This is a genomic window from Ideonella azotifigens (assembly GCF_021043325.1).
GTDB classification, from domain to species: domain Bacteria; phylum Pseudomonadota; class Gammaproteobacteria; order Burkholderiales; family Burkholderiaceae_C; genus Ideonella; species Ideonella azotifigens.
Genome location: NZ_JAJNKD010000003.1, coordinates 333890 through 358099, shown reverse-complemented (window position 1 = coordinate 358099; position 24210 = coordinate 333890). Strand labels below are relative to the sequence as shown.

General features: G+C 69.3%; 21 protein-coding genes. 11 read left to right on the top strand and 10 right to left on the bottom strand.

All coding sequences use genetic code 11. The annotated features are described in order from the left end of the window. Positions 1 to 73: 73 nt before the first annotated feature. On the top strand, positions 74 to 4435 hold the full coding sequence (locus LRH25_RS33045; protein WP_310742419.1) for a response regulator: 4362 nt from the start codon (positions 74 to 76) through the stop codon (positions 4433 to 4435). 3 nt (positions 4436 to 4438) lie between these two features. Here LRH25_RS33045 and LRH25_RS09725 read toward each other — a convergent pair whose 3' ends face one another. Both LRH25_RS09725 and LRH25_RS09720 read right to left on the bottom strand, forming a co-directional pair. After that, positions 4439 to 5041, bottom strand: coding sequence for an ABC transporter ATP-binding protein (locus LRH25_RS09725; protein ID WP_231011060.1), 603 nt, complete (start codon positions 5039 to 5041; stop codon positions 4439 to 4441). After that, positions 5038 to 5616, bottom strand: a complete 579-nt coding sequence (locus LRH25_RS09720) for a GNAT family N-acetyltransferase (RefSeq protein WP_231011059.1) — start codon at positions 5614 to 5616, stop codon at positions 5038 to 5040. The genes LRH25_RS09725 and LRH25_RS09720 overlap by 4 nt, the downstream gene beginning before the upstream one ends. A 198-nt stretch (positions 5617 to 5814) precedes the next feature. Here LRH25_RS09720 and LRH25_RS09715 point away from each other — a divergent pair, with 198 nt between their 5' ends. The 5 genes from LRH25_RS09715 to LRH25_RS32750 all read left to right on the top strand — a co-directional run bounded on the left by LRH25_RS09715 (position 5815) and on the right by LRH25_RS32750 (position 10034). After that, positions 5815 to 6279, top strand: a complete 465-nt coding sequence (locus tag LRH25_RS09715; RefSeq protein WP_141290234.1) for a TIGR02594 family protein — start codon at positions 5815 to 5817, stop codon at positions 6277 to 6279. Between the two features lie 123 nt (positions 6280 to 6402). Continuing rightward, complete coding sequence (locus LRH25_RS09710; protein WP_141290235.1) at positions 6403 to 7227, top strand: SDR family NAD(P)-dependent oxidoreductase; 825 nt, start codon at positions 6403 to 6405, stop codon at positions 7225 to 7227. Then, positions 7224 to 8219 (top strand): AraC family transcriptional regulator, encoded by a 996-nt coding sequence (locus LRH25_RS09705; protein WP_141290236.1) that lies wholly within the window; start codon positions 7224 to 7226, stop codon positions 8217 to 8219. The genes LRH25_RS09710 and LRH25_RS09705 overlap by 4 nt, the downstream gene beginning before the upstream one ends. Positions 8220 to 8318: 99 nt before the next feature. Then, positions 8319 to 9833 (top strand): CYTH and CHAD domain-containing protein, encoded by a 1515-nt coding sequence (locus LRH25_RS09700; RefSeq protein ID WP_231011058.1) that lies wholly within the window; start codon positions 8319 to 8321, stop codon positions 9831 to 9833. A gap of 72 nt (positions 9834 to 9905) precedes the next feature. Beyond that, positions 9906 to 10034, top strand: coding sequence for a hypothetical protein (locus LRH25_RS32750; protein ID WP_259373956.1), 129 nt, complete (start codon positions 9906 to 9908; stop codon positions 10032 to 10034). On the opposite strand, the gene LRH25_RS09695 is transcribed toward LRH25_RS32750, so the two are convergent. Both LRH25_RS09695 and LRH25_RS09690 read right to left on the bottom strand, forming a co-directional pair. Then, on the bottom strand, positions 10006 to 11274 hold the full coding sequence (locus LRH25_RS09695) for a hypothetical protein (RefSeq protein ID WP_231011057.1): 1269 nt from the start codon (positions 11272 to 11274) through the stop codon (positions 10006 to 10008). The two genes, LRH25_RS32750 and LRH25_RS09695, sit on opposite strands and share 29 nt — an antisense overlap. Further along, positions 11271 to 12455: a carboxylate-amine ligase gene (locus LRH25_RS09690; protein ID WP_231011056.1), complete on the bottom strand. Its 1185-nt coding sequence runs from the start codon at positions 12453 to 12455 to the stop codon at positions 11271 to 11273. The genes LRH25_RS09695 and LRH25_RS09690 overlap by 4 nt, the downstream gene beginning before the upstream one ends. 214 nt (positions 12456 to 12669) lie before the next feature. Here LRH25_RS09690 and LRH25_RS09685 point away from each other — a divergent pair, with 214 nt between their 5' ends. Beyond that, entirely contained in the window at positions 12670 to 14667 is a 1998-nt protein-coding gene (locus tag LRH25_RS09685; protein WP_231011055.1) for a putative bifunctional diguanylate cyclase/phosphodiesterase, read from the top strand. Between the two features lie 874 nt (positions 14668 to 15541). On the opposite strand, the gene LRH25_RS09680 is transcribed toward LRH25_RS09685, so the two are convergent. The 4 genes from LRH25_RS09680 to LRH25_RS09665 form a co-directional block, all read right to left on the bottom strand. After that, positions 15542 to 15694 (bottom strand): hypothetical protein, encoded by a 153-nt coding sequence (locus tag LRH25_RS09680; RefSeq protein ID WP_211361464.1) that lies wholly within the window; start codon positions 15692 to 15694, stop codon positions 15542 to 15544. A gap of 21 nt (positions 15695 to 15715) precedes the next feature. Beyond that, complete coding sequence (locus tag LRH25_RS09675; protein ID WP_141289279.1) at positions 15716 to 16039, bottom strand: hypothetical protein; 324 nt, start codon at positions 16037 to 16039, stop codon at positions 15716 to 15718. A gap of 241 nt (positions 16040 to 16280) precedes the next feature. After that, positions 16281 to 16979, bottom strand: a complete 699-nt coding sequence (locus LRH25_RS09670) for a 3'-5' exonuclease (RefSeq protein ID WP_231011054.1) — start codon at positions 16977 to 16979, stop codon at positions 16281 to 16283. Beyond that, positions 16960 to 17508 (bottom strand): PadR family transcriptional regulator, encoded by a 549-nt coding sequence (locus tag LRH25_RS09665; RefSeq protein WP_141289280.1) that lies wholly within the window; start codon positions 17506 to 17508, stop codon positions 16960 to 16962. Before LRH25_RS09665 ends, LRH25_RS09670 begins: the two co-directional genes overlap by 20 nt. A gap of 131 nt (positions 17509 to 17639) precedes the next feature. Between LRH25_RS09665 and LRH25_RS09660 the strand changes: the two genes are divergently transcribed. After that, positions 17640 to 19667, top strand: a complete 2028-nt coding sequence (locus LRH25_RS09660; protein WP_231011053.1) for an FAD-dependent oxidoreductase — start codon at positions 17640 to 17642, stop codon at positions 19665 to 19667. Between the two features lie 72 nt (positions 19668 to 19739). Beyond that, positions 19740 to 20177 (top strand): nuclear transport factor 2 family protein, encoded by a 438-nt coding sequence (locus LRH25_RS09655; protein WP_141290228.1) that lies wholly within the window; start codon positions 19740 to 19742, stop codon positions 20175 to 20177. A 10-nt stretch (positions 20178 to 20187) separates the two neighbouring features. Here the strand turns inward: LRH25_RS09655 and LRH25_RS09650 are convergent, their stop codons facing one another. Then, positions 20188 to 20739: a hypothetical protein gene (locus tag LRH25_RS09650; protein WP_141290229.1), complete on the bottom strand. Its 552-nt coding sequence runs from the start codon at positions 20737 to 20739 to the stop codon at positions 20188 to 20190. Positions 20740 to 21171: 432 nt separating this feature from the next. Between LRH25_RS09650 and LRH25_RS09645 the strand changes: the two genes are divergently transcribed. Together LRH25_RS09645 and LRH25_RS09640 are read left to right on the top strand one after the other, a co-directional pair. Next, positions 21172 to 21657, top strand: coding sequence for a hypothetical protein (locus tag LRH25_RS09645; protein WP_141290230.1), 486 nt, complete (start codon positions 21172 to 21174; stop codon positions 21655 to 21657). Between the two features lie 129 nt (positions 21658 to 21786). Then, positions 21787 to 21972, top strand: coding sequence for a CsbD family protein (locus LRH25_RS09640; protein WP_141290231.1), 186 nt, complete (start codon positions 21787 to 21789; stop codon positions 21970 to 21972). Positions 21973 to 22092: 120 nt separating this feature from the next. Here LRH25_RS09640 and LRH25_RS09635 read toward each other — a convergent pair whose 3' ends face one another. Further along, on the bottom strand, positions 22093 to 24141 hold the full coding sequence (locus LRH25_RS09635) for a S46 family peptidase (RefSeq protein ID WP_231011052.1): 2049 nt from the start codon (positions 24139 to 24141) through the stop codon (positions 22093 to 22095). Positions 24142 to 24210 lie beyond the last annotated feature (69 nt).

Sequence of the window (24210 nt, the reverse complement as noted above, 5' to 3'; positions counted from 1 at the left end):
TCGAATCGACCGGACGCACATGCGGACAGCACAACAACAGGACCCGCTGGCCTTTCTCGGCGATGGCGGCGAAATGGGCAAGTTGGTCCGCAGCATGGACTGGTCGGCCACGCCGCTGGGCCCGCCCGAGACCTGGCCGCAAAGCCTGCGCACGACCGTCGGCCTGTGCCTGGCATCGAACTTCCCGATCTCGCTGGCCTGGGGCCCGCAGCACGTCCAGATCTACAACGATGGCTACTGGCCGATCTGCGGCGGCAAGCATCCGCACTCGATGGGCCAGGACTTCCGCGCCTGCTGGGCCTCGGCCTGGCCGGTCGTCGGCGAGGCCTTTGATCGCGCGCTGCAGGGCGAGACCTCGTTCCTCGAAAACCAGCGCATGTTCCTGGACCGCAACGGCTACCTGGAGGAGACCTTCTTCACCTTCTCGTTCAGCCCGATCCGCGACGAATCCGGCCAGATTGGCGGGCTGTTCCACCCGGTCACCGAAACCACCGCCCGCATGCTGGGGGAGCGCCGCGCCCGCGCACTGCGCGACCTGACCGCCCGCACCGGCGACGGCCACAGCATGGCCGAAGTCTTCGCCTGCGCCATCGAGGTCCTGGCCGAGCACAGCTTCGACCTGCCGTTTGCGCTGCTGTACGAGCTGGACGAGGCCGGTGACAGTGCACGCCTGCATGGCACGACCGGTGTGGTCGCCGGCACCCCGGCCACGCCCACGGTGCTGCTGCTGGACGACCCGGACGCGCCCTGGCCGCTGGCCCGGCTGCTGCCCGAAGGCCAGCCACTGCAGGTCGACGACGTGCCGGCCCGGCTGCGCGGTGTGCCCGCCGGGCCCTATGACGAGCCGCCGCAGAGCGCGCTGCTGCTGCCCATCTCGCCGCCCGGCGCGGGCCGGCCGATGGCGGTGCTGGTGGCGGCACTGAGCCCCCGGCTGCCGCACAACGAGGTCTACCGCGGGCTGTGCGAGCAGTTCGCCGCCACCATCACCGCCGCGCTGGCGAATGCGCTGGCCTACGAAGAGGCGCGGCGGCGCGCCGAGGCGCTGGCAGAGATCGACCGCGCCAAGACTGCGTTTTTCAGCAACGTCAGCCACGAGTTCCGCACCCCGCTGACGCTGATGCTGGGCCCGCTGGAAGACCTGCTGGCCCAGCCCGGCGGGCGCAAGCTTGCGGACCAGGCCACGCTGGCCCTGGTGCACCGCAATGCCTTGCGGCTGCTGCGCCTGGTCAACAGCCTGCTGGACTTCTCGCGCATCGAAGCCGGCCGGCTGCAGGCCAGCTTCGAGCCCACCGACCTGGCCGCGCTGACCACTGACCTGGCCAGCGTGTTCCGCGCCACCGTCGAGCGCGCCGGCCTGGCGCTGCAGGTCGACTGCGCGCCACTGCCGGCCGCCGTGCAGGTGGACCGCGAGATGTGGGAAAAAATCGTCCTGAACCTGCTGTCCAACGCCTTCAAGTTCACACACGCCGGGCAGATCCGCGTCGGCCTCGTGGCGCAGGACGGCATGGCGGTGCTGACAGTGGCGGACAGCGGCATCGGCATTGCGCCAGACGAGCTGCCGCGGGTCTTCGAGCGCTTTCACCGGGTGCGTGGCGCCCACGGCCGCAGCTTCGAGGGCACCGGCATCGGCCTGGCGCTGGTGCGTGAGCTGGCGCGCCAGCATGGCGGCGAGGTCGCGGTGCAAAGCCAGCCTGGCCGCGGCTCGACCTTCACCGTGCGCGTGCCGCTGGGCAACACCCACCCGTCCGCCGAGCGCACTGGCGCCGCACAGCCCCTGGCCTCGACCGCGCTGGACGCTGCGCCGTTTGTCGAAGAGGCCATGCGCTGGCTGCCGGACGCGCCTGCGGCCCCGGACGCATCAGTCGCCCCGGTCGCCCCGGACGCCCCGGTCATTGACCGCTCGCAACCGTTGCCGGCTTCGCTGGAACTGCAAGCCCGCGTGCTGCTGGCCGACGACAACGCCGACATGCGCGACTACCTTCGCCGCCTGCTGGCCGAGCACTACACGGTGCAAGCCGTGGGTGACGGCAGCGCCGCGCTGGCCGCCGCGCTGGCCCTGCCGCCAGATCTGATCCTGTCCGACGTGATGATGCCCGGGCTGGACGGCTTCGAGCTGCTGGCCGCGCTGCGCGCCGAACCGCGCACCGCGGCGATCCCGCTGATCCTGCTGTCGGCCCGGGCCGGCGAGGAAGCGCGGGTCGAAGGCATGCAGGCCGGGGCCGACGATTACCTGACCAAGCCCTTCTCGGCCCGCGAGCTGCTGGCCCGCGTCAAGGCCCACCTGGCGCTGGCCCGCATGCGGCGCGAGGCCGACCAGATGCACCAGGCCGCGCTGGAGCGCGAAGCGGCACTGGCCCAGGCCCGCGTGCTGCAAGCCAGCGAACAACGCCTGCACCTGGCGCTGGAAGCCGGCCAGATGGGGCTGTGGGAATGGAACATCGACACCCAACTGTCGATCTGGAACCCGCAGATGTACCAGCTGCTGGGCCTGCCACCGGGCGAAGGACCTGTTCCCACCGACTGTTTCTTCCGCCTCGTCCACCCGGATGACCGGGGCCGGCTGCAACTGCGGCTGAAGCCCTTGTTCGAGCCTCAGCCCGAGGTACCCACCAGCCCCTGGCAAGACGAATTCCGCATCGTCCGCCATGACGGCCAGACGCGCTGGCTGGCCGGCCAGGGGCAGCTCTACCGGCATGCGGACGGCCGCCCGGCCCGCATGATCGGCATCAATCACGACATCACCGAGCACCGGGCGCTGGTCGCCGAGCTGCAGGACCACCGGCACCGGCTGCAGCAGATGGTCGACACGCGCACCCAGGCGCTGGCGCAGGCCGTTGGCGAGCTGGCCACCGCGCGCGACCGCGCCGAGGCCGCAAACCGCTCGAAGAGCGAGTTCCTGGCGAACATGAGCCACGAGATCCGCACGCCGCTGAACGCCATCGTCGGGCTGACCCACCTGGTGCAGCGCGAGGCCCAGGAACCCGCCCAGCGCGACCGGCTGGGCAAGATCGCGCACTCGGCGCAGCACCTGCTGCAGGTCATCAACGACATCCTCGACCTCTCCAAGATCGAGGCCAACCGCCTGCAGCTCGAAGACATCGAGTTCTCGCTGGACGCGGTGCTGAGCCGCAGCTTCGAGATGGTGGCCGACCATGCGCAGGCCAAGGGCCTGGAGCTGATCGTCGACACCGATCACCTGCCCGACCGGCTGGTCGGCGACCCGACGCGCTTTTCGCAGGCGCTGCTGAACCTGGTCGGCAACGCAGTGAAGTTCACCGCGCAGGGCTTTGTTCGCCTGGGCGGCGAAGTACTGGCCCGCAAAGGCGACCACGCGTTGATGAAGTTCAGCGTGCGGGACACCGGCATCGGCATTGCGCCGGAGCGCATCGGCGCGCTGTTCCTCGCCTTCGAGCAGGCCGACAGTTCGACCACCCGCCGGCACGGCGGCACCGGCCTGGGCCTGGCGCTGACGCAGCGGCTGGCCAGGCTGATGGGTGGCGACGCCGGCGTGCGCAGCACGCCCGGCCAGGGCAGCGAGTTCTGGTTCAGCGCCTGGCTGCGCGTGGCAGCGCCGTCGACCCGTCACGCGCCACAGCTGGCCGGGCGCCGCGCCCTGCTGGTCGATGACCTGCCCGAGGCCCTGGCAGCACTCTCCGGACAGCTGCGCCGGCTCGGCTTGCTGGTCACCACGGCGGCTTCAGGCGAAGAAGCGCTGGCCTGCGTCGACGAAGCCGCGCGCCGCGGCGAGCCTTTCGAGCTGCTGCTGATCGACTGGCGCATGGCCCCGCTGGACGGCGTGCAGACCCTGGCGCTGTTGCGCCAGCGGCTCGGGGCCGGCCTGCCCCCGGCGGTGCTGGTCACGGCCGACGCCGATGCCGCCCTGCAGCGCGAGGTGCGCGAAGCCAGGTTCAGCAGCGTGCTGGTCAAACCCGTCACCGCCTCTGCGCTGCACGACAGCTTGCTGCGGGTGCTGGGCCGGGCCCACCCCACGCCCCCTCGACAGCCCGCAGCCCCTGGCGGGCCCGAGGCCAGCCTGCGCCAACTGCATGCCGGCAGGCGAGTGCTGCTGGCCGAAGACGGCCTGGTCAACCAGGAGGTTGCCAAGGCGCTGCTGGAATCGGTCGGCCTGGCCGTCGACGTGGCCGCAGACGGCGTGCGCACCGTGCAGATGGCGCTGGACCGGGCGGTCGACCAGCCCTACGCGCTGATCCTGATGGACGTGCAGATGCCGCGGATGGACGGCCTGGACGCCACCCGGGAACTGCGCAGCCGCGGCTACCAGGCCCCCATCATCGCGATGACGGCCAACGCCTTCACCGAAGACCGCGACGCCTGCCTGGCCGCCGGCATGGACGACCACCTGAGCAAACCGGTCAAGCCCGAGGAGCTGTATGCGAACCTGCTGAACTGGCTGTCCCGGCCAGCGGCAGGCTGAAGCTCAATCGCCCAGGTCGACCAGCGCCGCCAGCGGCAGGTCGGCCAGTGCCGCAGGGAGCGCGTAGTCGGCCAGCACCCAGGCGCGCCGGGTGTCGGTGGCCGCTTCGGCCAGCAGTGCCACCAGGCGGCGGCTGGAGCGGGCGTCCAGCGCGGCAAACGGCGTGTGCAGCAAGGTCAGCTGCGCGCCACTGGCTGCGGCGGCCACCAGGCCGACCTTGCGGCGGCTGCCGGTGGACAGCATGTGCATCGGCTTGTCCAGGTGCTCGGCCAGGCCGAAGTCGGCGACCAGGGCGTCGGCCAGCGCGGCTTGCCAGCTTGCAGCGAACACTTCGTGCCGCGCGGCCAGCCAGGCGCGGGCCGGCACCGGGTCGTGCGCCTCGTCTGCCGGGCGCTCGAAGCTCAGGCCCTGGGCCTGGCGGTGCAGGCGGCCGCTGCCAGGCTGAAGCTCACCGGCCAGCAGGCGCAGCAGCGTCGTCTTGCCACGCCCATCGCCGCCGCGCACCAGGCTCAGGCCGGGTCGCATGGCGAAGTCCAGCGACTTCAACAGCGGCTGGCCGGCAATGGAAAAACCGAGCTGTTCGGCCTGGAGCAGGACTGGGTTCATGTCAATGCTGTGTTCGGCGACAAGGGGCCGCCGATTGTGTTGGGAGCGCCCGGCACCAGCGACAACACAAACGCGTTCGCAAACCGCCCGTTCAGCTTGAGCCGGTTGCGCGCCAGGCATTCCCGCAGCGCGCCGGCGCGTTCCGCCACCGCCAGGCTGGGCGCGTTGTCCTCGGCAACAACGATCTCCACGCGGCCCAGGCGCAGCTCGTCAAATGCGAAGCGCGACAGGGCCTGGACGGCGGCGGAAGCGGCGCCGCGACGCTGCCACGACTCGCGCACCCAGTAGCCCAGGTTGTAGAAGCCGTTGACGGTGTTGAACTGGTTCAACCCGCAGCCGCCGACCAACGTGCCGGATGCAGCGTCGAAGATGCCGAACTCGTGGCCCGAGCCGTCTGCCCGCACCTGCTCGCAGTGCGCAAACCAGGCCAGCGCGTCGGCGTCCGCATAGCCCGCATGCGCCCAAGGCATCCACCGGCCAACGGTGGCGGTGGATTCGCGGACGGCAGCGGTGAACGTGGGCGCGTCGGCGGCCACAAATGGCCGGAGAAGGAATGGCGAGTTCGGAAGGTTCACGGTGCGACCTGGGTGCAAGAAACGGCGAAGCGGCGGCTTCGCCCGCTTCTGCATTCTCCACAAGCGACGGCGACCTGCTGTTCGGGGGCGCACGCCACACCGACGGCCGCGGCTTCGCCAAGGAAGAGAATCGGCCCATCCACCTGCAGGTCCCGCTGCGGCGCCAGTGATCGACTGGCGTTGGGCAAGCCCGAACCGATGCCGCTCATTGCTCCCTCCTCGCCAGAACCCGCCTGGCTGACGGCCGCCCGCGCCGAACTGGGCGTGTGCGCCGCGCCAGCGGGCCAGTCCAACCCGCGCATCACCGCGTACCACGCCGGCACCAACATCGAAGGCTACGACGACAAGGTCTCGTGGTGCAGCTCCTTCCTGCACTGGACACTGGCGCAAGCCGGCTTGCGCGGCACCGGCTCGGCGCTGGCGCGCTCGTGGCTGGACTGGGGCGTGGCGCTCGCGCAGCCGGTGCCTGGCTGCATCGCGGTGCTGTGGCGCGAAGACCCGGCCAGCTGGAAGGGCCACGTGGGCTTCTACCTGGCGCACGACGACCGCGAGGTGTGGCTGCTGGGTGGCAACCAGCTCGGCGCCGTACGAGCGCACAGCTACCCCGTCGACACGGTGCTGGCCTATCGTTGGCCAGAAGGCTGCCCGCTGCCGGACGCCTGAATGCCAAGCGTGGACGCGATGCGTGATGGCACGATCGGATGGCAGGCTGTCGTCGTTTGCCAGTGCGTGGCGCGATCCGAATTCCTACGATCACCTCATCGAAACCCACTCCTTGAGGACATCATGAACAAGCCATCCAACACCGCGCTGATCACCGGCGCATCCAGCGGCATCGGGCTGGAACTCGCGAAGATCCATGCACGGCAAGGCGGCGACCTGGTGCTGGTCGCAAGGTCCCGCGACAAGCTCGACGCGCTGAAACTGGCGTTGGAGGCCGCGCACGGCATCTCGGCGACCGTGATCGCCGAAGACCTCGCCAAGCCAGGTGCGGCGCAACGCATCTTCGAGCAGACGCAGGCCCAGGGCCTGGTGATCGATGTGCTGGTCAACAACGCCGGCTTTGGCGGCCACGGCCTGTTCCACGAACAGCGCCTGGCCGACGCGCAAGCGATGATGCAGGTCAACATGGCCGCGCTGACCGAGCTGACACACGCATTCCTCAAGGGCATGGTCCAGCGCCAGCGCGGCCGCATCCTCAACGTGTCGTCCACCGCCTCATTCATGCCCGGCCCGCTGCAGGCGGTGTACTACGCTACCAAGGCCTACGTGACCTCGTTCACGCAGGCGATCGCCGAAGAGGTGGCCGCCCATGGCGTGACGGCCACCGCGCTGTGCCCCGGCGCCGTGGCCACCGGGTTCGTGGCAGCCGGCAACCTGCAGGGCGTTGACCTGTGGAAGCAGGCGAAGTCGGCGCAATCGGTGGCGCAATGCGGCTACGACGCGATGCAACGCGGCGAGCTGGTCGCGTTCAACGAGGGCCGGCTGCGGTTCATGCTGAACTGGATCGTGCCGCTGCTGCCGCGCAAGGTGGTGCTCAAGATGTCCCGCCAGGCAATGGAGAAGGGAAATGACATGCCCGCCGGGTTGCACTCAGGCGGCACGCGATGAAACGCGCCAGCCGGTTCGTCGTCGCCAGCAGCTGGAAGCTGATGCTGAGCGACATGCGGATCGATCCTGCCGCCGTGCTGGCCCACGCGGGGCTGCCGGCCGACCTGCTCCATCGCGGCGACGCTGCCTTGTCTCCGGCCGAGTACTTTCGCTTCTGGCACGGCATCGAGCGGGCTGCGGGCAACCGCGAGGTGGGCTTGCTGCTGGCCGAGCATTTCAAGGCCGAAGCCTTTGACGCGCCGATCTTTGCCAGCCTCTGCAGCCCGAACTTCAACGTGGCCGCCAGGCGCCTGAGCAGCTACAAGCCCTTGATCGGCCCGCTGCTGCTGGACGTGGACCAGGGCAGGGACCTCACGCGCCTGAGCCTGGCCTGCTATGGCGCCGAAGGCCAAATGCCGCGCTCGCTCAGCCTGACCGAGCTGGTGTTCTTCTGCCAGCTGATCCGCTTCGGCACGCGCGAGCGCATCGTGCCGCGGGTCGTCCAGCTGGCCGAACTGCCCCGGGATGTCGCGCCTTATGCCGCCTACTTTGGTTGCGCCTTGCGCCGGGCCGATCAAACCGAAATCCACTTCTCGGCGACCGACGCGGCCAAGCCCTTCCTGACCTTCAACGCCGCGATGTGGGACTTCTTCGAAGGCAGGCTGAACCAGAAGCTCGCCGACCTGGACGCCAGCGCCAGCACCGCGCAGCGGGTTCGCGCCGTGCTGCTGGAGGCGCTGCCCAGTGGCGAGGCCAGCATCGAGGCGGTGGCCGACCGGCTGGCGGTGAGCAAGCGGACCTTGCAGCGCAAGTTGACCGCCGAAGCCGAGGGCTTCCAGGACATCCTGGCGGCCACCCGCACCGAACTGGCCGACCACTACCTGAAGCAATCGAAACTCTCGCTGGGGGAGATCTCCTTCCTGCTGGGTTTCCAGGAACCCAACTCCTTCATCCGGGCGTACCAGGGCTGGAAGGGCGTGTCGCCGAGTGCTTTCAGAACGCAGGTCCATTGAGCTGCCCGCGCGGCGCCTGCATGCGATGGCGCAAACGACGCCTGGCAAACGCGGCCATACTTGGCCGCTGGCCGGCACCCCACTTGCCGGCCAGCCCGCATGCATGAGATCGAACTGAAGTTCCAGGTGCCCGAAGCGCGGCGGCGCGGGCTGCAACAGGCCTTCCGGCGCGGCCACGTCGCCGAGCAGCGGCTGCTCGCCGTCTACTTCGACACCGAAGACCGGCTGCTGGCCCGCCACGGCATGGCCCTGCGGCTGCGCCACGAGCCCGGCGGCTGGGTGCAGACGCTGAAAGCCGGCAGCGGCCACCGCCCGCTGCGACTGGAAGACAACGTGGCGCTTGGCGCCGCCGAGGCCATGCCAGCGCCAGACCCCGCGCGCCACGGCGGAACGCCTGCGCACCAGCGCTTGCTGAAGGCCTTGGCGCCGGCAAAGCACGCCACATTGGTCGAAGTCTTCCGCACCGACGTGACCCGCGAAGTGCGCTTGATGAAAGGGCCTGGCGGCCTGGTCGTCGAAGCGGCGCTGGACCGGGGCGAGCTGCAGGCAGGCCCGGCCCGCCATGCCCTGTGGGAGATCGAATTCGAGTGGAAGGCCGGGCCGCTGGCCGGGCTGTTCGCGCTGGCGGCCGACTGGGTCGCCCAGCACGGCCTGTGGCTGGACAGCGTCTCCAAGGCCGAGCGCGGGCACTGGCTGTCGCTGGGCAAAACCAGCGCGCCGCCGGTCAAGGCGCAGCCGCCTGAGCTTGACGAAAAACTCGGCGCCGCGGCCTTCGCGCGCGCCGCCGTCGCGGCCTGCCTGGCACAAGTGCTGCCCAACCTCAGCGCATTGGCGGGCCGCGATGGAAACGGCGCAGGCGACCCGGACCATGTGCATCAGCTGCGCGTGGGGCTGCGCCGGCTGCGCACCGTGCTGCGCGAAATGGCGCCGCTGGACGCCGGGCTGGACCCCGGCTGGGAAGCGCCGCTGGCCGGCGTCTTCGGCGCGCTGGGCCGGCTGCGCGACCAGCAAGTGCTGGAGACGCAGACCCGCAAGGCCTTGATCGCTGCGGGTGCGCCGCCGCTGAGTCGCCTGCAGCCGCCAAGCGAGGACCCGCCGCTGCCTTCGCTGCTGCAGGCCAGCGATTTCCAGCAGGTGCTGCTGGCCGCGCAGGCACTGGCGATGCAGGCGCCACCGGTCACCCCCGAGGCCTGCGACGGCCCGCCGCTGCCCGTGCTGGCCGAGCGGCTGGACCAGCTGCAACGCCAGCTGCGCCGCGACGCCAGGCATTTCGGGACACTGCCGCCCGAACACCAGCACCGCGCCCGCAAGCGGCTCAAGCGCCTGCGCTACCTGGCCGAATTCACCGCGCCGCTGTTCCGCCGCTCAGAGGTCAGCCGTTACTTCGAAGTGCTGGCACCCGCCCAGGACTGCCTGGGCAGGCTGACCGACCAGATGGCAGCGCAAGCCGCCTACCGCGAAGCGGCGGCGGCGCAACCGGAGGCCTGGTTCGCCGTCGGCTGGCTCAGCGCCGGCCATGCCGAGGCTGTGCGGGCGGCGCAAGAGGCCTTGACCCAGGCCGGCAAGGCCAGGCCCTTCTGGCACGGCCGGCTGCGGCGTCGTCACGGGCGCTGAAATCAGCGCCCGCGCCAGAAACCGGCCAGACCCAGGGCATGATGAGCGAACTTAGACCTTTGAGGAAAGCCCATGAAATCCCAGCGCAGCAACAAGGAAACCAAGAAGCCGAAGAAAGACGCGCCGGCGCCAAAGCCTTCCGGCACCGTGGCACCGCCACCGGCCGTGCCCATCATTCCGAAGGAACGCAAGAAGCCTTGAAGGCGTGAGGCGGACGGTTGTCCGCCTGGAAAGTCCTTGGCGAGCCGGGCGGCGCGTACACCGGCGCCAGCCCCTCGCCAGGCAGACCGGACCAGCTGCGCGCCGAGGCCATGCCGCCCCGGCTCAGGCGCGCCAGCCGCGCCGCAATCCACGGCGGCCCGTCGGGCGGCAGCGCCAGCATGCAGCGCAGCTCGCCGTACAGCGGCGCGCCATCACGAGCGGTGGCCAACGGGAAAGCCTGGTAGCGCGGCTGCACGATCCAGTGCGGTGCGTCCGCCGTGGCAGCCAGCGCATCCAGCTCGGCCGCATCCACCTGCAGCCGCACGCCGGTGCCACCCCAGGAGCGCGCCGACTTCAGCACCAGCGCCTGCGCCGGCCGGCCCAAGGCTCGCCACTGCGCCAGCGGCGCGCAGCGCTCCTCGGCCGGCAGCGGCAGCTGGGGCAACAAACCTTTGTGGATGCGGTCAAACCAGGCCGGATGGCCCCGCCAGCGCACCGCGCGGGCCTGGGCCAGCAGCCGCGCCGTGGCCTCGCCCTGCGGGTCCTCGTGCAGGATCAACCGGTTCAGCACCTGCGGCACGTCCACCCATTCATCGCCCACCTGGCGCTGCAGCACACCTTGTTCGCTGCGCAGCTGATGCGGCTCGGCCAGCGTCAGGCCCAGCAGCGCCGCAGTCGGCAGCAGGTCAAACGCCGTGGTCTGGGCCAGCGGCGCATGCTCCAGCAGCACGCCGCCGGGCAGCGGCGCCAGCCAGTCGTGCATGGCCTGGTGCCAGCTCGCCTGCCCGGCCGGCAGCTCGTGCGGCTGCAGGCCTTGCAACAGCCCAGGATGCAGCGCCTGCCAGGCCAGGTGCAGCGCCTGGGCCGTCACCGTCACCGAATGGAAGGCCTGGAACTCGACCCAGCGCAATGCCCAGCCACCGGGCGCGCCGGGCGCCTGCACCACGGCCAGGTCGGCCGCCAGCACGTCGGGCTGGGTGATGCCTGGCCACCGCGCGTCATCGGCCCAGGCGCCGGCCTCCACCCGCGCTTGCAGCCAGCTGCACAGCCCGCGCAGCCGCTGGCCGAGCTCGGCGTTCAGGCGCTCGGACATCACCAGCGGCGCTTCGCCCATGCTGTGCAAGGGCAGCGGCGCGCGCGCATCGGCCAGGCCGCTGGCCAGCCAGGCGGCCTGCAGGCGCTCGCGCTGGCCGGCTGGCGGCGAATCGAAGATCCCGTCCAGGCGCTGCATGGGCGTCATGCGGCACCTCCGGGCTCGGCCAGCAGCCAGCGCGACAGCGGCTGCGCAGTCTCGTGCACCAGCCTGTCCACCAAGGCCGGCAGTTCGCCGCCAGTTTCGGCCAGCCAGCGGCGCTGCTGGTCGGCCGGCGTGCCCTGGCGCAGCGCATCAGCCATGGCCAGCGGCAGGCGCCGGCCGAAGCCCAGCGCTGCGGCTGCGGGCGCCAGCCGGGCCAGCCAGCGCGCCATGCCCTGCGCAAAGGGCAGCGGCTCCTCGCTGTGCCAGTCCACCAACCGGGCCTGCTGGCCGTGGCGGCGGGCGCGCCATTTGTTGTCCTCGATCAGCGCGCGCGGCAGCGGCGGCACGCATTGCCCCGCCGCCAGCTCGGCCTGCAGCGTGGCCACCTCGGCCTGCAGCAGCGCCACGATCAGCCAGACCCGGTCCAGCCCGTGCACCGCGTCGCACACGCGCACTTCCAGCGTGGCGTAGCGGTGATGAATGCGCAGGTCTTCCCACAGGCCGTGGCCCTGCTCCACGCTGCCCACCGCCTGCAGCCGCCGCACATGGGCCCAGTAGTCAGCCTCGCTGGCCCAGACCTCGGGCACGCCCATGCGCGGGTAGCGGCCCAGCAGGCTGTGGCGCCAGGTCTGCAGCCCTGTGTCCCGCCCCTCGAACAGCGGCGCGCTGGCCGACAGCGCCAGCAGCTCGGGCAGCACGTGGCGCAATCGGTTCATCACCGGCATGCGCCACTCGGGTTGGCCGACGCCCAGGTGCACATGCAGCGCAAACGACATCGCGCTGCGGGCAATGTCGCCGTATTCCTGCAGCAGGTGCACGTAGTGCGGATGGTGCAGCGGGTCCTCGTGCAGCGCCTGGGCCTGCCAGCGCGAAAACGGGTGCAGGGCCGCGGCCAGCACGCGCTGGCCCTGGGCCCGGGCACGTGCCGCCGCCGTCTGCCGCAGCACCGCCAGCGCGGCCACGATCTCGTCCGGCGAGCCGCAGACGGGGGTCTGCATTTCCAGCACGCAGCGGTGGATCTCGCCGCAGGAGCTGCCCAGCGGCTCCGGGAAATCGCGCTGGCCGCTCGCCACGTCGTGCGCCGCCAGCCCGCCGTCGGGCCCGACCACCTGCAGCTCTTCCTCGACCCCCAGCGTGATCGCCCCGGCCGGCATGACCCGCCCGGGCTCGTGGTCAAGCGCCATGCGCCACCACCCAGTTGTGAAACATTCAACGACTTCCGGTTTTCGTGAAAGGCCGGCTCGGCCGCCGCGAATTGTGCTGCAGTGCCGCTGGCCCGCGATAAAGGAAGCCACGCATCCCGCGCATGGCAGCAGCGCACTCAAGCCCCGCCTGCGGCAGCCGATAGCGTCACAGTGCCAGCGGCCAACCAGGTCACCGCGGTGCGTTGCAATGCCCATGAAATCCCTGCTGTCGTCCCGAGTCCTTCGTGCGCTGATCTGGTCCGTCGCCTTTGTCGCCGCGATCGGCGGCGCAGCCATGCTGATGAGCCGCACCGCTGGGCGCCTGCTGGTCGACGAAGCCGAACACGCCGCGCTGCAATATGCCGGCTTCATCGCCGGGGCCGTGCCCAAGCTGAGCCTGCTGTTCGACCAAGGCAGCCTGGAACCCGAAACCCTCACCGAGCTGCGCCGGCTGCATCACATGGGCGACGTGTTCCGCTTCCAGCTGTTCGACCGCGATGGCCGGGCGCTGCTGAGCTCGGAAGACCTCGCGGCGCAGGAACCCCGCGTGGGCCAGGGCGGCCAGGCGCTGGGCCAGGAACATCCGAACACGCATGTCAGCGCCATCGTGCTGGGCGGGCGCAATTTCATCGAGCTGCACGGTGCCGATGACGAAGATGACGACGATGCGCCAGGGGCAGGCGAAACCGCCCACCCACCGGTCTACAGCGAAGCCTATGTGCCGGTGATGGCAGGCGACCGGGTGCTGGGCGTGGTCGAGGTCTATGTGGACCAGACCGGGCATGCGGCCCGCATCCGCGCCGCGTTTGCCAAGGTCTCGGCCATCGTCGTGGCGCTGCTGCTGGCCATAGGCGGCGCGATGGGCGCGCAGGCCTGGCAGCGCCTGGCCGAACGCCGCCGCACCCAGCAGCGCATGCGCTACCTGGCCGAACACGACCCGCTCTCCGGCGCACTGAACCGGGCCAGCTTCCAGCAGGCGCTGGAACAGGCCGGCTGGCGCCACGGCAAGGGCGGGGCGGGCTTCGCGGTGCTGTGCATCGACCTGGACCACTTCAAGGAAATCAACGACGCGCGCGGCCATGCCGCGGGCGACGAAGTGCTGCGCCAGGCCGCCGCGCGGCTGGCAGCGCTGGTCCGCCATGGCGACCTGGTGGCCCGCCTGGGCGGCGACGAATTCGCGATCCTGCAAAGCGCCGTCAACAGCCCGGAAGACGTGGGCCGGCTGGCCCAGCGCGTGGTCGATGCCATCGCCCTGCCCTTCGAGCTCAGCGGCCACACGCTGCTCTGCGGCGCCAGCGTCGGCGCAGCGCGCTTTGGCGTGGACGCCCAGGCGGTGGACGAACTGCTGCACAAGGCCGACGTCGCCATGTACCGCGCCAAGACCGGCGGCCGCAACTGTTTCAGCTTCTATGACCCCGCGCTGGACCGCGAACTGGCCGAGCGCCGCTCGCTGGCGCAGGACCTGCGCTCGGCACTCGCAGACGGCCACCTGTCGCTGCACTACCAGCCGCTGTGGGCCAATGACGGCACAACCCTGCTCGGCTACGAAGCGCTGATGCGCTGGCGCCATCCGCAGCGCGGCATGGTGCCGCCGGCCGAATTCATTCCACTGGCCGAGCAGACCGGCCAGATCGAGGCGCTGGGCGCCTGGGCCCTGCAACGCGCCTGCCTCGAAGCCGCCAGCTGGCCGGCACCACTGCACGTGGCCGTGAACCTCTCGGCTGCGCAGTTCCGGCCCACGCACGACCTGGTGCGCGTCGTCGAGCGGGCACTGGAAGTGGCCGGCCTGTCCGCAGCCCGGCTGGAACTGGAGATCACCGAATCCCTGCTGATGAGCGGCACCGACGAAGTGCTGCGCACGCTGGGCGGGCTGTCGGCCATGGGCGTGCGCATCGCGATGGACGACTTCGGCACCGGCTATTCCAGCCTCGCCTACCTCTGGCGCTTCCCCTTCGACAAGATCAAGATCGACCGCGCCTTCACCAGCAGCCTGGTCCACGACGCCAAGGTCGCCCTCATCGTCCGCTCCATCGTCTCCCTCGCCCACGCAATGGGCATGCGCGTCAACGCCGAAGGCGTCGAAACCGAGCCGCAGATGGCGATGCTGCAGAGCCTGGGGTGCGATGAGTTGCAGGGCTACCTGCTGGGCCGGCCGGGGCCGGCGGAGGCGCTGGATCACCGCAAGGTTGAGGCGGTGAACACGGAGGCGTAACCACCAGCCGTGAATGGGTCAGCGACCCAGCTCGGCGGAGCCGAACAGCGACGCTAGTGCACGCAGGCGACGCGACAGCAACCGGGTTGTCGATCCGAGGTGAGCGCACCTTAGACAGATCGTGCTCTGGCGGAAAGCACGTACGAGAAAGACCAGGACCCAGCGCACAACGCTGCAATCACGCACGGCTTCAACGAAGAGATGCCGATCGCCCCCCCAACTACAAGCCAATGCGTGGCGACTGCGGCTATAAATCCCAATAGAAAGCCGCATCCACAGCGAACCCATACTTGGCTCGAACTCGCGGGTCGTGAAGCCAACGGAAGCATGGTGAGCGAAGGGCCCACTGCAGCGGCCAGCGCCGGCCAAAGAAATGGGTCGTTGAACACCCCATACAACACCGGCAGGACGCTGAACCCGATGGAAGCAAATTGAAGTCTGCGCTGCGCGGGCGTTTGTATTGCTCGCCGGGTCTGCTGCCCGTGTAGTCCGGAATAGCGAACGATCAGTTTGTTGAATGCGTATATCCCGACACCCCAAACAGCACCGCCCACCATGCACAGCAAGAACACCAGTGCCAGGAGAAGGGCGTTGGCCTTCGATCCAGCCATGAACCAATAGACCACAAACATAGCGAGGCCCCAGGCGGCCGATGCAGTGGCAAGACGTTTTTTATTCATGAAGTCAAAATTTCAGCGAAAGGGCATCCGCCGAGGCTGGCTTGAACCACCGATGCGTCGAGCAGATCGACGCGAGCGCCTGACCGAACCCGAACCGAGTCCCAAGAATCCAGCCGTGCCTCGCATCGCTGCGCCCGGCCACCTGATCTCGATCTTGCGGTTCTAGGCAAGGCGATCCCTGGGATAGAGATTGGTCAGGCTCCGAGAAGGCGTGCCAGCTTCGCAGCCACACCTTTGAGGTACCCCACCACGTCCTGCAAGAGGCGCAGTGTGACCGGCCTTTTCAGCTTCGACGCATACGGATTGCGACGCGACTTCATCTTCGACAGGTCGTACTCGGCCTTCATGTCATTCACCCAACCAGACGACTATGCGTACGATGTCTTGATCTTCCTGATGGCCGAGATATCGCCAAGGAAAATCCGAAGGGAATCCTTGTCCTTCTGGGAAAGGGCCCGGTCTTCGAGCAGCTTGAGCTGGCCAATGACGACCTCCAGGGCTTCAGCCAAGTGGCCGATCTGCTTGCCGTAGCTACCCACCGTTTGCAGTGCCTCTTGCTCGACGGCGGCATTTGAAGACGCGCCAACGTTGACATTGAACAGATTGAACGACCAATTCGGCAGTATCGACTGGCTCAGACTGGATGGAGCCATCTGCAGTGGCAATTGCAGTGGCAGGTAGACGTTTTGCATGTTGAACCTCCTGATAGGTCAAACGAATTCGGCGCACTGCGATTGAGCCACATGCCGCGCACTTTGGGCGATGCCTGAGTGCAACCATGCGACGGCAGCATCGCCGCCTTGGGCGGGCTGGACTTCAAACAGAAGACCGCGGACGACGTGGCCAAGTTGCTCGAAAAGCCGCGCACTGCCGCCTGACCGGGCGATCGGTTCAGGACCGGCCGTCGTGCTCGCCCGTCCGCTGCCGAGCCGCCTATTCAATCTTCGCTTCGCGCACGGGCTGGTTCTGCGGGCACCCCAGCGCCATGAACACCGCCAGCGCCGCATGCGCATCGTCTGCCGCATATTGCAATTGACGAGGCGCAAGCTGCGGCAGCGCCCAGTTGGAGGTCGTGGCCTTCCTGGACTTTTGCAGGCGCTGGCCGAGGGCGATGGCGACTGCGGTTTTCACGCCGACGGCCTCTCGGTAGCCCAGCGGGCGGAATGCGCGGGCGACGTCGATGCAGCTTTGCAGTCCGATGCCGAGCTTCTCCTGCAGCGGCCCACGGTCCGAGTTCAGGCCGAAGCCGACCTTCAGGATGTGTGGCGACTCCAGGATCTCTTGCAGCACGGCCAGCGTGTCGCGGCGGAAGGTCTGGAAGATGAAGGCGTGGTCCAGGGTGGCGATCTGGATGACGTGCGGGCCGTCGGACTTCAGGCCTGCGCCGAAGATGGGCTTGGATTCGGTGTCGAAACCCACCATGCCGGCGCGCGCAACCTCCGCCGCCACAAAGGCCAGGTGCGAGGCCTCGGTGACCAGCAGGATGCGGCTCGGCGGCAACGCCTGGTAGGGCGGCAGCAGCGCAATCTCTTCCTTCGACGGCCTGGGCGCCGGCATCTGCACCGGCGGCTTGTTGCGCCGCTCGGCTGGCGAGCCCGCTGCGGGCGCGGCTTCAGGAAGCTTGTTCTTCACGCTTGACCTCCAGCAAGGCCAAGGCACGCTGGCTCAAGGCGATCCACTGCCGCTCATGCGCAATGCCGGCCTGCAGCACCAGGTGCTGCAATTGCGTCTCGCGGCTGGCGTCCGGGTCGGCGAAGTCCGTGGCCTCGATTTCCAGGTACAGCGCCAGCTTCTGCTCGTGCAGCGCCAGGCGGCGGCGCAGCTCGGGCGCCAGCCCGGCCGGGCCGATGGCGGCTTCGGCGCGCAGCTTGACCATCAGCTCGTCGCGCTGGGGTTTCGGGTCTTCCGCCTCGGCGACCCAGCGCTTGAGTTCGCGCTTGCCGGCAGGCAGCAGCTTGTAGTTGCGTTTGCGGCCACGGCTCTGGGCCACGGCGGTGGACAACACCCAGCCGGCTTCTTCCAGCCGGCCGAGTTCGCGGTAGATCTGCTGGTGCGTGGCGTGCCAGAAGTAGCCGATGGAGCGGTCGAAACGGCGGGCCAGTTCCAGGCCCGAGCAGGGGCGCTCGGCCAGCGCGGTCAACAAGGCATGCGGCAGGGACATGGCGGCATCTTGCCCGAAGCCGCATCCGAGCCGAGGAATTGGCCAATTTATGCAACCAGTTGCATTGAAAGGCGCGGCGCACTACATTGCGGTCCATCGAGTTTGCAACCCGTTGCATAAAGCCGCCGCCCATGACCACCACCGCCTACCCTCACCTGCTTCAGCCCCTGGAACTGGGCTTCACCTCGCTGCGCAACCGCGTGCTGATGGGCTCGATGCATGTGGGCCTGGAGGAAGCGCCACAGGGATTCGAGCGCATGGCAGCGTTTTATGCCGAGCGGGCGCGCGGCGAGGTGGGGCTGATGGTGACCGGCGGCATTGCGCCGAACGAACGAGGCCGCCCGATGCGCGGTGGCTCGATGCTCACCACCGAAGAGGAAGCCGAGAAGCACCGACTCGTCACGCGAGCGGTGCATGCCGCAGGCGGGCGCATCGCGATGCAAATCCTGCATTTCGGGCGCTATGCCTACCACCCGACGCTGGTCGCACCCAGCGCGTTGCGGGCGCCGATCAATTCGTTCACGCCGCATGCGCTGAGCGGCGAGGAAGTGGCAGCGACCATTGACGACTTCGTGCGCTGCGCGGCGCTGGCCCAGCACGCCGGCTACGACGGCGTGGAGATCATGGGCAGCGAGGGCTACCTGATCAACGAGTTCGTCGCCGCCTGCACCAACCAGCGCGACGACGAATGGGGCGGCAGCTACGAGCGCCGCATGCGCTTCCCGGTGGAGATCGTGCGCCGCGTGCGCGAGCGGGTCGGCGCGAACTTCATCATCGTCTACCGGCTCTCGATGCTGGACCTGGTCGAAGGCGGCTCTTCGCTGGACGAGGTCATCCAGCTTGCCAAGGCCATCGAGGCGGCGGGCGCCACGATCCTGAACACCGGCATCGGCTGGCACGAGGCCCGTGTGCCGACCATCGCCACCAAGGTGCCGCGCGGCGCGTTTGCCTGGGTCACGCAGCGGCTGATGGGCCAGGTCCAGATCCCGCTGGTGGCGACCAACCGCATCAACACGCCGGAAGTGGCCGAACAGCTGCTGGCCGACGGCTTCTGCAACATGGTCTCGATGGCCCGCCCGCTGCTGGCAGACCCGCATTTCGTGCGCAAGGCGCGCGAGGGCCGGGCCGACGAGATCAACACCTGCATTGGCTGCAACCAGGCCTGCCTGGACCACACCTTCGGCGGCAAGATCACCTCCTGCCTGGTCAACCCGCGTGCCTGCCACGAGACCGAGCTGATCGTCGCGCCGACGGCAGCGCCGAAGCGCATCGCCATCGTCGGCGCCGGGCCGGCCGGGCTGGCCTGCGCCATCACCGCGGCCGAGCGCGGCCATGCGGTCACGCTGTTCGAGGCCGGGCCGGAGATTGGCGGGCAGTTCAACATCGCCAAGCAGGTGCCGGGCAAGGAGGAGTTCCACGAGACGCTGCGCTACTTCCGTCGCCAGATCGAGCTGCAGGACGTGGCGCTGAAGCTGGACACCCGCGTAAGCGCAGCGCAGCTTGCCGCGGGCGGGTTCGACGAGGTGGTGCTGGCGACCGGCGTGACGCCGCGGGTGCCGGACATCGCTGGGCTGGACCATCCGAAGGCGCTGGGCTACCTGGACGTGTTGCGCGACCATGTGTCGATTGGCAAGCGGGTCGCGGTGATCGGCGCGGGCGGCATCGGCTTCGACGTGGCCGAATACCTGGTGCACGAAGGTGACGGCGAAGCCCCATCGCCACAGCGCTTCCATGCCGAATGGGGCGTGGACACCGCCTACTCGCGGCCCGGCGGCCTGAAGGCGCCGCAAGTGCCCGTGCCTGCGCACCAGGTGCACCTGCTGCAGCGCAAGGCCAGCAAGGTGGGCGAGCAACTGGGCAAGACCACCGGCTGGATCCACCGCGCCGGGCTGAAGGCGCGCGGCGTGGAGATGGCGGCGGGTGTGCAGTACGAGCGCATCGACGACGAGGGCCTGCACCTGCGCATGGACGGCGAACCGCGCCTGCTGCCGGTGGACCAGGTGGTGATCTGCGCCGGCCAGGAGCCGCAGCGCGAGCTGCTGCCGGCGCTGCAGGCGCGCGGCATCACGCCGCACCTGATCGGCGGCGTCGACGTGGCCGCCGAGCTGGACGCCAAACGCGCCATCCTGCAGGGCACGCAGCTCGGCGCCGCCCTTTGAACGCCCTTTGAACGCCCTTTGCTCGCCATTTGCTCGCCATTTGAGGCATTTCAATCCAACAGGAGACAAACCATGACAGCCCCCGCCCATCTGCAAGCCTCAGCCGCCCGCTCGCTGGCACATTGGCACCGCATGGTTGCGGCCCAGGACCTGAGCGGGCTGGACGAGATCGTGCACCCGCAGGCGGTGTTCCGCTCGCCGATGGCGCACCAGCCCTATGCCGGCGCGCCGGCGCTGAAGCTGGTGCTGCGCACCGTGGTGCAGGTCTTCGAGGACTTCGAATACCACCGCCAGTTCGCCAGCGACGAAGGGCTGGACGTGACGCTGGAATTCAGCGCCCGCGTGGGCGACAAGCAGCTCAAGGGCGTGGACCTGATCCGCTTCAACGCGGACGGCCTGATCACCGAGTTCGAGGTGATGGTGCGCCCTGCGAGTGCACTCCAGGCGCTGGGCGCCGAGATGGGCGCGCGGCTAGGCCAGCACATGCCGGCCTTCAAGGCGCCGCGCTGAACTCAGGCTGTCAAACGCAGCCGGGGTTCTCCACCTGCTCGGTGAAACCGGCCACGATGTGCTCGACGTAGCCGTCGCGGGTCTCGAAGCGGGTGGCGTGCACGCCGTCCGGGTCCTGCACGGTCAGCGTCCAGTCCTTGCCGCCACCGGTCTTGCTGGATTCGGTCTTCAGGCGTTCGCCATACAGCGCCTGCACCTTGGCCAGCGTGTCGCCTCGGCGAATGCCGTCTGCGGTGCTCATGCCGGGCTCACGTGTGTCGATGCGGCGCAGCGTGCCGCCTTCCATCAAGAAGCGCAGCTCGGGGTATTGCTGGGCGCGCAGGTAGAAGCACTGCGCGTCCGGCGCGTTGTCGGGCAGCTTGACGGTCTTCTCGCCGAGCGCGGCTCGAATCTGGAAGGTGTCCATGCCCACGCGCACCGGGCCGACGCCATCGGGACGCAGCGTGGGCGGCGCGCCGGCCGCTCCGGCCAACGGCGCCATTGCCACCAAGGCGCCGAAGGCAAGCGCTGCCGCAGCGGCCTGGGTGACCGGGCGATGGGACTTGAAGGAAATCTTGTTCATGGGCGACTGCTCCTGTTGGCGCCAAGGCGCGGTCCCAGCAGGATGCGCGCCGCGCCCTCCCCCGCTGCGTAGGACTTGACCGCGTCGGCACCTTGGGCGATGGCCTACCAGGCCCCGGCATCGCTGTAACAAAGCTCAATGCTGCACCGCACCTGGCCGATCTTGCGCAGGACGGCAGGTCGCGAGTGCCCTGCTACATCATCGCGCAGGCCAGGAGGCATGTGAGAGGGAGCGTGACCAGGGCGCCATGACCACGAAGACGCCCGGTCGCGCCTGCGCATTTGCCGCTGGCCTGCAGGCTTCACGCCTGCAGGCCCTGTTTTTCGGCCTCAGCCAAAAGTAGGGCCTCTCACCCCGCAGCCTGAGGGGTGCGCGCCGGCCGCGCGGCGCCGATCATGGGCCTGCCCACCGACTGGATTGCAGGAGCCCGCCGTGATCGCCTCATCGCTTGCCGTCAACGTTCCGAATGCCATGCCAAACGCCTTGCTGGCTTTCGGCGGCGCGCCGCTGCCCGTCCCCAGGCCGCGGCCGGCCCTGCAGCTGGAAGACGCCAGCGGCACTTGCGAGGACAGCCAGTTCATCGCGCTGCTGTCCGCCTACCGGCACTCCGGCGGCCTGGCACGGGAAACCCAGCTGAGGCCTGCCGTTGCCGGCAGCGCCGAGCTGGTCCGCTTCGACTGGTCAGGCTGGACCTGGCTGCCAATGTTCCAGTTCAGCGCCGGCGGCATTTCCCTGCGACCCGAAGTGCAGCGCATCCTGGCCGAGCTGCCCAGGGCACTGGACGGCTGGGGCCGGACCCAGTGGTTCGCCTCGCCCAACGCCTGGCTGCGCCATCGCCGGCCGGTGGACCTGCTGGACGGCCGGGCCGACCTGGTGGCCGAAGCCGCGCGCGTGGACCGCTTCATCGCGGGAAGCTGAGACAGCTCACCAGCACCAGACCAGGCCTACAGACACGCAAGACCAGGGACGACAGACGCCTCGCGGCCTCGGCGGCACAGTGAGCCCATGCGCTGCGAACCCCGCGGCGCCGACTCAAAGGAGATCATCATGAACAAGGATCAAGTGCAAGGCCGTGTCGAAGACGTCAAGGGCAAGATCAAGGAAGCCGCCGGCAAGGCCGTGGGCAATGATCGCCTGAAGAACGAAGGCCGCGTGGACCAGGTTGCCGGCAAGACCCAGGCCACCGTTGGCGACGCCAAGGAAAAGGTCAAGGACGCGATCGATCGCATCTGAGCGATTGACCTGACCCGCAGGTGCTGTGGCCCTCGGCCGGCGCCTGACGGACTCGCCCCCGCGGTGAGCACAGGGCCCCCAAGCCATTGGCGCGGGGGCCCTGTTGCATTGGGCCCTGTGCTACCTGCCGCCGCGAATTTCCTTCGCCAGCTGCGGCGCGCCATACACCGTCTCCAGCGCCTGCAGGATGGCATCGATGTGGACCGCCACGGCGCGGGCCGATTCGTCGCGGTAGAGGTAGCGGCCGCCGAGCGAGGCGAGGTTGCCGTCGAAGATCAGGCCGACGAGTTCGCCCTTGGCGTTGACCACGGGCGAGCCGGAGTTGCCGCCGATGATGTCCGCGGTGCTGACGAAGTTGAGCGCAGTGCGGGGGTTGAGCTTGGCCCGGGCCGTGGCCACCGGAGTGGACAGCGTGAAGGGCATGCGGTCGTCGAAGCTGTCGGCGCGGTCCAGCAGGCCGGACCAGGTGGTCTTCCACGGGGTGCGGATGCCGCGTTCGCTGTAGCCCTTGACCGTGCCGTAGGACAGGCGCAGCGTGCCGGTGGCGTCCGGCGGGACGTTGGCGCCACCCAATGCGTAGCGGGCCTGGCCGATCATCGCGGCAGCCTTTTCGGCCGGGGTGTCCAGCGCTTCTTCCTTGAAGTGGGCCAGCGCCAGCCTCTGCGGCGCCAGCGTGCGGGCCAGCACGATCATCGGGTCGGTCGAAGCTTCGATCGCCGCCTGGCCGCCACGCATCAGCGATTCGCGCACGGCTGGGTCGGCCAGCTGGGTGCCGCGCACCAGCCGCTGCGCGGCGGCCTCGGGCGTGTCGCTGCCCAGGGCAGTGGTCACGAAGGGATGGCTGTCGCCCAGCACCTTCTTCGCCTCGCCCAGCGCCCAGGCCAGGCGCACGGTTTCCAGCTCGGGGTAGAACGGCGCCTTGGCGCGCAGCTTGCGCTCGTTCTGCACCAACTCGCTGTCGCGCCAGGCGGCCAGGCGCTGGTCCTCGGGCAGCGGGCGCTGCTGGGCCAGGTCCACCAGCAGGCCGGCCAGCGACAGCAAGCTGCCGTAGGTGTATTCGGTGGCGGTCAGTTCATCGAAGCGCTCGGCATGGCGGGCGACGCTGGCTTCGACCAGGGCCCATGGGTCGCCGGGCAGGTTGCGCTGGGTCCAGGCAGCGCGCAGCCGGGCTTCTTCGGCCTCCTTGCGGGCCATCACCTCCGGGTCGCGCAGGGCCGCGTATTCCCCGCGTTTGGCCTTCAGGCGGTTTTCGACGCCGGCAATCGCGTCCGCCGCCTGGCGCGCGGCCTCGGGCGAGCGCTTGGCGTACGCGTGCAGCAGCGCCTGCTGGGCTTCCAGGCGGGCCAGCGTGCGAGGGTAGTCCACGTCACGGGCAAAGCGCAGCTGGGCCTGCGTGCGCAGCCGGTCGGTGCTGCCGGGGTGGCCGGCAACGAAGACCAGGTCGCCCTCGGCCAGCGGCTTGCTGGCCAGCTTCAGCACGCCGCTGGGCTTGGCGGGCTTGCCGTTTTCGTAAACGCGGGCCAGCGCGAAATCCAGCGCAAAGCGCGGATAGACGAAGTTGTCGTCGTCGCCGCCGAAGTTGGCGGCCTGGGCATCCGGCGCGAAGACCAGGCGCACATCGTCCCATTCCTTGTAGCGGTACAGCGCGTAGCGCGCGCCGCCATAGAGCGCCACCACCTGGCAATGCAGCCGGGTGTTTTGCTGGCAGTCGCGCTCCAGCTTGGCAATGACGCGCTTGCGGGACTGGTTGCGGGTCGCGTCGTCGTCGGCCGCGGCAGAGGTGGCCAGGCGCACGCTGTCGCTCACGTCGTCGCTGGATTGCAACACCTTCAGCACCGTGCCCGGGCAGCGCAGTTCCTCGGCCTGCGTGCGCGCCAGGAAGCCGTGGCCGTCCAGGTCGCGCTCGGGCGTGGAGAGCCGGGCGATGCAGCCGCGCGCCACGTGGTGGTTGGTCAGCACCAGGCCTTGCGATGACACGAAAGAGGCCGAGGCCCCGCCGAAGTTGACCGCCGCCTTCTGCAGTTGCTGCAGCCAGCGGGCACTGAGTGCCACACCGTGCTGCTGCTGGATCGCCGCCAGCGGCGGACTGTCGAAAGTCCACATGCCTTCGTCGGCAGCGGCGGCCAGGCTGGCCAGCGCCAGCAGCGAGGCGACGGCGGCAGGCAGCAAGCGGGTTGAAAGGGAGCGGCGAGGCAACGAATGGGCAGCAAGAAGTCGGCTGGTCATGCGCAAAAGACT

Excerpts from the sequence above, each read along its gene's own strand:
- LRH25_RS09690 (WP_231011056.1), bottom strand. The coding sequence starts at position 12,455 with ATGGCGCTTGACCACGAGCCCGGGCGGGTCATGCCGGCCGGGGCGATC.
- LRH25_RS09725 (WP_231011060.1), bottom strand. The coding sequence starts at position 5,041 with ATGAACCCAGTCCTGCTCCAGGCCGAACAGCTCGGTTTTTCCATTGCC.
- LRH25_RS09700 (WP_231011058.1), top strand. The coding sequence starts at position 8,319 with ATGCATGAGATCGAACTGAAGTTCCAGGTGCCCGAAGCGCGGCGGCGC.
- LRH25_RS09665 (WP_141289280.1), bottom strand. The coding sequence starts at position 17,508 with ATGTCCCTGCCGCATGCCTTGTTGACCGCGCTGGCCGAGCGCCCCTGC.
- LRH25_RS09710 (WP_141290235.1), top strand. The coding sequence starts at position 6,403 with ATGAACAAGCCATCCAACACCGCGCTGATCACCGGCGCATCCAGCGGC.
- LRH25_RS09685 (WP_231011055.1), top strand. The coding sequence starts at position 12,670 with ATGAAATCCCTGCTGTCGTCCCGAGTCCTTCGTGCGCTGATCTGGTCC.
- LRH25_RS09705 (WP_141290236.1), top strand. The coding sequence starts at position 7,224 with ATGAAACGCGCCAGCCGGTTCGTCGTCGCCAGCAGCTGGAAGCTGATG.
- LRH25_RS09715 (WP_141290234.1), top strand. The coding sequence starts at position 5,815 with ATGCCGCTCATTGCTCCCTCCTCGCCAGAACCCGCCTGGCTGACGGCC.
- LRH25_RS32750 (WP_259373956.1), top strand. The coding sequence starts at position 9,906 with ATGAAATCCCAGCGCAGCAACAAGGAAACCAAGAAGCCGAAGAAAGAC.
- LRH25_RS09655 (WP_141290228.1), top strand. The coding sequence starts at position 19,740 with ATGACAGCCCCCGCCCATCTGCAAGCCTCAGCCGCCCGCTCGCTGGCA.
- LRH25_RS09695 (WP_231011057.1), bottom strand. The coding sequence starts at position 11,274 with ATGACGCCCATGCAGCGCCTGGACGGGATCTTCGATTCGCCGCCAGCC.
- LRH25_RS09640 (WP_141290231.1), top strand. The coding sequence starts at position 21,787 with ATGAACAAGGATCAAGTGCAAGGCCGTGTCGAAGACGTCAAGGGCAAG.
- LRH25_RS33045 (WP_310742419.1), top strand. The coding sequence starts at position 74 with ATGGGCAAGTTGGTCCGCAGCATGGACTGGTCGGCCACGCCGCTGGGC.
- LRH25_RS09650 (WP_141290229.1), bottom strand. The coding sequence starts at position 20,739 with ATGAACAAGATTTCCTTCAAGTCCCATCGCCCGGTCACCCAGGCCGCT.
- LRH25_RS09680 (WP_211361464.1), bottom strand. The coding sequence starts at position 15,694 with ATGAAGGCCGAGTACGACCTGTCGAAGATGAAGTCGCGTCGCAATCCG.
- LRH25_RS09660 (WP_231011053.1), top strand. The coding sequence starts at position 17,640 with ATGACCACCACCGCCTACCCTCACCTGCTTCAGCCCCTGGAACTGGGC.
- LRH25_RS09675 (WP_141289279.1), bottom strand. The coding sequence starts at position 16,039 with ATGCAAAACGTCTACCTGCCACTGCAATTGCCACTGCAGATGGCTCCA.